Below are 6,818 nucleotides of genomic sequence, written 5' to 3'. Positions count from 1 at the left end.
TAATGGCGCGGGCCGCCGGGGCCTCGCGGACGTCGTGCGGGCGGCGGCCGGGGCCCGGAAGGCGTGCGCCGGCCGCCGGGCTCACTTCTCCTCGTCCTCCGGGGGCTGCACGTTCCTCGGGTGGGTGGACTTCACGTGGGCGCGCAGCCGGGCCGTGACGTCCTCGGGGGGCAGGAAGCGGGACCAGCGTTCGGGGAACTCGGAGGGCATGTCGGGGTCGGCCTCGCCGGCCGCGGTGGTGCGGGCCACGTACTCGGCGACCTGCGCCTGCCGCAGCCGCTCGTTGGCCTCGCGGGCCGCGGCCGTCGCGGCGGCCGGCCAGACCCGGTCGATGGCCGCGTTGACCGCGGCGCCGACGAGCACCGCGAACGCGGACACACCGATCCACAGCAGTACGGCGACGGGGGCGGCGAGGGAGCCGTAGATGGTGGGGCCCTCGACGGTGTTCGTCAGGTAGAGCCGCAGCAGGAAACTGCCGAGCACCCACATGGCGAGGGCGACCAGCGCGCCGGGCACGTCCTCGATCCACGGGGAGCGCACGGGCACGGAGACGTGGTACAGCGTGGTGAGGAAGGCGACGGAGAGCAGGATCACGACCGGCCAGTAGAGGATCTGGACGAGCGTCGTCGACCCGGGCACCACCCGGACGACCGCGTCCGGGCCGGCCACCATCAGCGGCAGCGCGACGGAGCCGATCAGCAGGGCCACGATGAACAGCAGGAAGGCCAGCAGCCGGGTCTTGACGATGCCCCGCACGCCGTCGAGGCCGTACATGACGGTGATGGTCTCGATGAAGACGTTCACCGCGCGGGAGCCCGACCACACGGCGATCAGGAAGCCGAGGGAGATCACGTCGGGCCGGCCGCCCTTGGTGACGTCCCGCAGGATCGGCTCCGCGATCTCCCTCACGCCCCGGTCGGACAGCACCGTCCGCGAGGCGTCCAGCAGGTTGCGCTGCACGCTCTGGATGGTGTCGGCGCCGGTCCAGGCGTCGACGTAGCCGAGCAGGCCGATCAGGCTGAGCAGCAGCGGGGGGACCGACAGCAGCGTGAAGAACGCCGCCTCCGCCGCCAGGCCCAGGATGCGGTACTCCATGCACGAGTTGACGGTGTCCTTCAGCAGCAGCCAGGCGGTCCTGCGCTTGGAGACGTTCCGGTAGAGGGCCCGGGCCCGGTGGAGGCGGCCGGAGGGCGCGTCGGGGGATTCACTTGCTGGCTGCACGACCTAAAGGTATCCGTCGTGCCAGGTCGCACTCACCCACAGGCCGGATCGGCGGGTGAGGCCGGCGTACCGCGGGGTACGTTCGTGGACATGGCAGGCACCACGCACACCGTGACCAATCAGGCTCCCCCACTGGTGCAGTACGACGTGTTCGGCGCCGACCGGGCGCTGGTGGAGGCGGTGGAGCGGCATCTGGCGCCGGACGTGCGGGACGAGGGCCGCTCCGAGCTGTCGGGGCTGGGGCGGAGCGCCGGGTCCGCGCAGGTGCAGGAGTGGGGGGTACTGGCCGACCAGAACCCGCCGCGGCTGCGCACCCACGACCGCTACGGTCACCGGATCGACGAGGTCGACTTCCACCCGTCCTGGCACCGGCTGCTCGGCAAGGGCGTCTCGGCGGGGCTGACGGCGGCCTGGGGGCGGCCGGGCGGGCATGTGCGGCGGGCGGCGGCGTTCGTGGTGTGGACGCAGGTGGAGGCCGGCACCTGCTGCCCGCTGTCGATGACCCACGCGGCGGTCCCCGCCCTGCGCGCGGACCCGGCCCTGGCGGCGGAGTGGGAGCCGCGGCTGACGTCGGTGGTCTACGACCGTGCCCTGCGGCCCGCGGGGCACAAGCCCGGTGCCCTGTTCGGGATGGGCATGACGGAGAAGCAGGGCGGCAGCGACGTACGGGCGAACACGACGGCGGCCCGGCCGCTGGCTCAGGACGGCGCCTACGAGCTGACCGGGCACAAGTGGTTCTGCTCGGCGCCGATGTCGGACGCCTTCCTGGTGCTGGCGCAGGCGCCCGGCGGCCTGACGTGCTTCCTGGTGCCGCGGGTGCTGGAGGACGGCACGCGCAACGTGTTCCTCCTCCAGCGGCTCAAGGACAAACTGGGCAACCGGTCCAACGCGTCCGCCGAGGTGGAGTTCGACGGGACGTGGGCGCGCCGGGTCGGGGACGAGGGGGCCGGGGTGCGCACCGTCATCGGGATGGTGGCGGCGGCCCGGCTGGACTGCGTGCTGGGCTCGGCGGGGCTGATGCGGCAGGCCGTGGCGCAGGCGGTGCACCACTGCGCCCACCGGGAGGCGTTCGGCGGGAAGCTCGTCGACAAGCCGCTGATGCGCAATGTGCTGGCCGATCTGGCGCTGGAGTCGGAGGCGGCCACCACGCTGGCGCTGCGGCTGGCGGCGGCGTACGACGACGACGGCGAGCAGGAGCGGGCGCTGCTGCGGATCGCGGTGCCGGCGGCGAAGTACTGGGTGACCAAGCGGTGCGCGCCCCTCGCGGTGGAGGCGGCGGAGTGCCTGGGCGGGAACGGGTACGTCGAGGAGTCGGGGATGCCCCGGCTGGTGCGGGAGTCCCCGCTGAACTCGATCTGGGAGGGCGCGGGCAACATCCAGGCGCTGGACGTGCTGCGGGCGCTGCGCCGGGAGCCGGCGGCGCTGGACGCGTATCTGCGGGAGGTCGGGCGGGCGCGCGGGGCGGACCACCGGCTGGACGCCGCGATCAAGGACCTGCTGACGGAACTGGCGGACCTGGAGGGCGTCGAGGGGCGGGCGCGGCGGCTGGCGGAGCGCCTCGCGCTGGTGCTCCAGGGGTCGCTGCTGGTGCGGTACGCGCCGCCGCAGGTGGCGGACGCGTTCTGCGCGGCGCGGCTGGGCGGGGACGGGGGCGCGGCGTTCGGGACGCTGCCGCACACGCTGGACCTGGCGTCGGTGGTGGAGCGGGCCCGGCCGGTGTCCTGAGCGGCGGCGGGCGCGACGCGGGGGTGGTGCTGCGCCGACACGGCACCACCCCCGCCGCACAGGCCCCTTACGAGCCGTGGACGCCGCTCGGGACGGCGTCGCCCAAGTCTCGGACGGCCGGGGGTTCCCCACCAGGGTTGCAGGGGGTTGCAACGTGGTGTCGCCGCGGCCGTACCGGGCGTTCGCCCCGGGGGCGGACGGCAGTATGGGTCCCGACAGCCTTTCTCCCGGGAGGACCGGTGGCGCTCTCGCCGATGGACGTGACGCGGTTGGCCGCCGTCGACACGGCGCGTGCGGCGCGGGTGCTCGACGAGGTCCGCTCCGCCGCGCTCTCCGGGCGGCGCGCGCCCGTGGCCCCCCGCCCGGTGATCGGGCAGTCCTGGGAGCGGATGCTGCGCGGCGGGGTGGACCCGGACCACGACTTCCGCAGTGGGCTGCTGTCCCGCGAGGAGGTGCAGCGGCGGCGGGAGGCGTCGCCGCTGCGGCAGGTGCTGCCGGTGCTGCGGGAGGGGCTGCTGTCGGTCGCGGACGCCGCCCACCACATCATGGTGGTGGCCGACGGGGAGGGCCGGGTGCTGTGGCGGGAGGGCAGCGCGCCGGTGCTGCGCAAGGCCGACGGGCTGGGCCTGGAGATCGGCGCGGACTGGCGCGAGGAGGTCGTCGGCACCAACGGGGTGGGCACGCCGGCGGTGACGCGGCACCCCGTGCAGGTGTTCGCCGCCGAGCACTTCGTGCGGTCGCACGCCACCTGGACGTGTGCCGGGGCGCCGATCACCGATCCCCGCGACGGGCGGCTGATCGGCGTGGTGGACGTGAGCGGGCCGCTGGAGACGATGCACCCGGCCACGCTGGCGTGGGTCGACTCGGTGGCCAAGCTCTCCGAGGCGCGGCTGCGGGAGACGCATCTGCGGTCGCTGGAGCGGCTGCGCGCGGTGGCGGCGCCGGTGCTGGCCCGGATCGGCGGGCGTGCGCTGGTCGTGGACCGGCAGGGGTGGACGGCGGCGGTGACGGGGATGCCGTACACGGAGCGGCTGGCGCTGCCCGGGTCGGTGTCGGCGGGCATGCGGTGGCTGCCGGCGCTGGGCCGCTGCTCGCTGGAGCCGCTGGCCGGGGGCTGGCTGGTGCGGGCGGCGGACGAACCGGCGGCGCGCGCCGCGACCCGGATCGTGCTGGATCTCGGGGGGCCGCGCCGCTGGTCGGTGGAGGTGTCCGGCGGGGCGGGCTCCTGGACCCGGGAGCTGAGCCCCCGGCACGCCGAGTTGCTCTACCTGCTGGCCGTGCACCGCGCGGGGCGCAGTGCCGCGGACCTCGCCCGGGACGTCCTCGGCGACCCGGCCCGCACGGTGACGGTGCGCGCGGAGATGTCCCGCGTGCGCCGCTACCTGGGCCCCCTCCTGGACCACCGCCCCTACCGCTTCACGGAGACCGCCGAGGTGGAGACCGTCCTCCCGGACGACCCCCACGACCTGTTCCCCCACTCGACGGCCCCGTTCCTGGGCCGCCGGCGGCGACCGGCGCGGGGGGACTGACCCCCCGCCCGTCAAGACCGCGCGGGGCCGTACGGACGTGCCCCGGAGCGCCTCGGCGGGTCACGGTTTCGCGGATTTGCGGGGTCCTCCTCTCCCGCCCCGGCCCACTGCCGTAGCATCCCGCTACGGGCCACCCCAGCTGCTCCACGGTCAACCCTCGGACCACCGGACGCAGTTGGCTCGTCTCGGGAGGATGTCATGAAGCATCGCGGCAGACACCGCCGGCACAGGCGGAGCAGGGCGCTGCGGGCGGCGCTGGCCGGGACCGCCCTCGCGCTGACCGCGGCCGCCACCATGATCAGCGCCTCCCAGGCCACCGACGCCGACGACCCCGGGGCGCTGAAGCCGCTCACCGCGTCCGCCGAGACCGCGCCGCTGCGGCTGACCGAGCACCCCGTGGAGCGCGACGCGCTGGACCGGCTCTCCGGCGCGATGGGCCGGCCGGTCGGCGTCGGTTCCGTGCTCGCCGATCCCGACGGCGCCCTGGGCGACGCCGAGGAGTGCACGGCCGACGACCGGCGGGCCCTGCCGACCGAGCCCGTCGCGACCCACGCGTACTGCTGGCCGGGCGCCGACACCGACGGCTGGCGGTCCGGCGCGGTCACCACCTCCGGGGACGCGGACGACGACGGCCGCTGGGGCGAGCACCGGGTGATCCTCTCGGGGTGGAGCCGCGACACCGGCACGCCGTCCGGGGACGGTCTCGCCCGCGTCGCCTACGTGGACGCCGGCGACCCGGACGACCTCCGCTACACCTGGGTCCTGCTGGCCGTTCCGGTGGACGGCGGCCGCGACTACCGCGGACTCGGCTCCGCCGTGTCCGGCATGGTCTGGTACCAGGACAAACTGCTGGTCACCGCGGGCCCGGCGGACGACAGCGCGCTGTACGTGTACGACGTGGACCGGGTCCAGCGGGCCACCGTGAACGGCACGGCGGTCGGGCGGGTGCCCGGCGGCTGGTCGGCGGCGGGAGCGCGGTACGTGCTGCCGGCCGTCGCCTCCTACCGGACGGACGGGGCCGGCGCGCCCCGGCCGGGCGGCATCTCCCTGGACCGCACCACCGCGCCCGACAGCGTGGTCGCGCACGGGACGGCGCCCGCGGACGAGGACGGGCCGACCCGGCTGTGGCGGTACGCCTTCAGTACCGGGCCGGAGCGCGCGGGACTGCTCGACCCGGACCCGGTCGGGGTGTACGAGACGGAACTGACCGAGGTGCGCAGCGTGCTGTCGTACCGGTCGGGCTGGTACCTGGGCCGGACGACCGGGACACCGGACGAGCGCGGCACGCTGTGGCGGCAGGACGCGGACGGGGCGCGCCCCACCCGGTGCGGCGCGGACGGGACGCACCGCTGCTGGAGCGCCGGGGCGGTGTCCCTGTCCTACTGGGAGGGGAGCGGCGACGTGTGGTCCCAGTCCGGCCGGATGCTGTTCGCCCTGCCGCTGGCGTCCGTGGACCGTTCCCTGGACCGGTAGCCGTCCGCGCCTTGATCAGGCGTTCGACAGGAGCTCGTGCCGGATGGTTCCCTTTCGGGCATGACGACCATCTCCGTGACCACCTGGTCCCTGGAGCAGACCGCGCCCACCGACCTCCTCCCGGCCGCCGTGCCCGAGGGGGACGTGCGGGTCGTCCGCTCCGAGGTGCCCTCCCCCGAGTTCAGCCGTTTCCTGTACGCCTCGGTCGGCGGGGACGTCCGCTGGACCGACCGGCTGGGCTGGACGTACGCGCGGTGGCTGGAACACCTGGACCGGCCCGAGGTGGAGACGTGGGTCGCCTACGACCGCGGGACGCCGGCCGGGTACGTGGAGCTGGAGGCCCAGGGGGACGGGGCCGTCGAGATCGTCTACTTCGGGCTGCTGCCCGCCTTCCGGGGGCGGCGCATCGGCGGGCACCTGCTGTCGTACGGCACGGCCCGCGCCTGGGACCTGGCGGACCGCCGGCCGGAGCTGAAGCCGACCGCGCGGGTGTGGCTGCACACCTGCAGCAAGGACGGCGAGTACGCCCTGGACAACTACCGGCGCCGCGGCTTCACCCTGTTCGACACCAGGGTCGAGGACGAGCCGGAGGCGCCGACGCCGGGCCCGTGGACCGGGGCCTACCCCGTCTGACCAGCACGGACAAGACCGCCTGCGGCGCTTGTGACCAAGGACACCCTTGTCTCTCATTCCGAGACAAGGGTGTCCGCATCTTGGACGAAGCTGGACTGTGTCCAGATCGCCGTGCCACGCTTCCGTCATGCCTGGAACTGGAATCGCCTTGGTGAGTCGGCGGCACGTCGACCTCGGCCGCATGTCCAGCGCCATCTGTCCGGCGCGCTGAGAGCACCCAGCACCGCCCGACCTTCC

At 74.9% G+C, this 6,818-nt stretch carries 6 protein-coding genes; 5 read left to right on the top strand and 1 reads right to left on the bottom strand.

Going from position 1 to position 6,818, the window contains the following annotated elements; all coding sequences use genetic code 11:
* Window positions 1-81 precede the first annotated feature (81 nt).
* Window positions 82-1,221, bottom strand: coding sequence for a YihY/virulence factor BrkB family protein (locus tag ACFY3N_RS10760; RefSeq protein ID WP_390816269.1), 1,140 nt, complete (start codon window positions 1,219-1,221; stop codon window positions 82-84).
* Window positions 1,222-1,311: 90 nt separating this feature from the next.
* Between ACFY3N_RS10760 and ACFY3N_RS10755 the strand changes: the two genes are divergently transcribed.
* The 5 genes from ACFY3N_RS10755 to ACFY3N_RS10735 all read left to right on the top strand — a co-directional run bounded on the left by ACFY3N_RS10755 (window position 1,312) and on the right by ACFY3N_RS10735 (window position 6,792).
* The gene (locus ACFY3N_RS10755) at window positions 1,312-2,946 is read left to right on the top strand and encodes an acyl-CoA dehydrogenase family protein (RefSeq protein WP_390816268.1); all 1,635 of its coding nucleotides are present in this window, start codon (window positions 1,312-1,314) and stop codon (window positions 2,944-2,946) included.
* A 239-nt stretch (window positions 2,947-3,185) separates the two neighbouring features.
* Window positions 3,186-4,475 carry a GAF domain-containing protein gene (locus ACFY3N_RS10750; protein WP_390816267.1) on the top strand — a complete coding sequence of 430 codons (1,290 nt, stop codon included), beginning with the start codon at window positions 3,186-3,188 and terminating at the stop codon, window positions 4,473-4,475.
* 198 nt (window positions 4,476-4,673) lie between these two features.
* Window positions 4,674-5,948, top strand: a complete 1,275-nt coding sequence (locus tag ACFY3N_RS10745; RefSeq protein WP_390816266.1) for a hypothetical protein — start codon at window positions 4,674-4,676, stop codon at window positions 5,946-5,948.
* Between the two features lie 60 nt (window positions 5,949-6,008).
* Window positions 6,009-6,581: a GNAT family N-acetyltransferase gene (locus tag ACFY3N_RS10740; RefSeq protein ID WP_390816265.1), complete on the top strand. Its 573-nt coding sequence runs from the start codon at window positions 6,009-6,011 to the stop codon at window positions 6,579-6,581.
* Window positions 6,582-6,708: 127 nt separating this feature from the next.
* Window positions 6,709-6,792, top strand: coding sequence for a putative leader peptide (locus ACFY3N_RS10735; protein WP_310887545.1), 84 nt, complete (start codon window positions 6,709-6,711; stop codon window positions 6,790-6,792).
* Window positions 6,793-6,818 lie beyond the last annotated feature (26 nt).

The organism is Streptomyces sp. NPDC000348, from assembly GCF_042898795.1.
In the GTDB taxonomy this organism is placed as follows: domain Bacteria; phylum Actinomycetota; class Actinomycetes; order Streptomycetales; family Streptomycetaceae; genus Streptomyces.
Note: the sequence above shows the minus strand (reverse complement) of the source record. Positions and strands in the feature narration are given on the sequence as shown.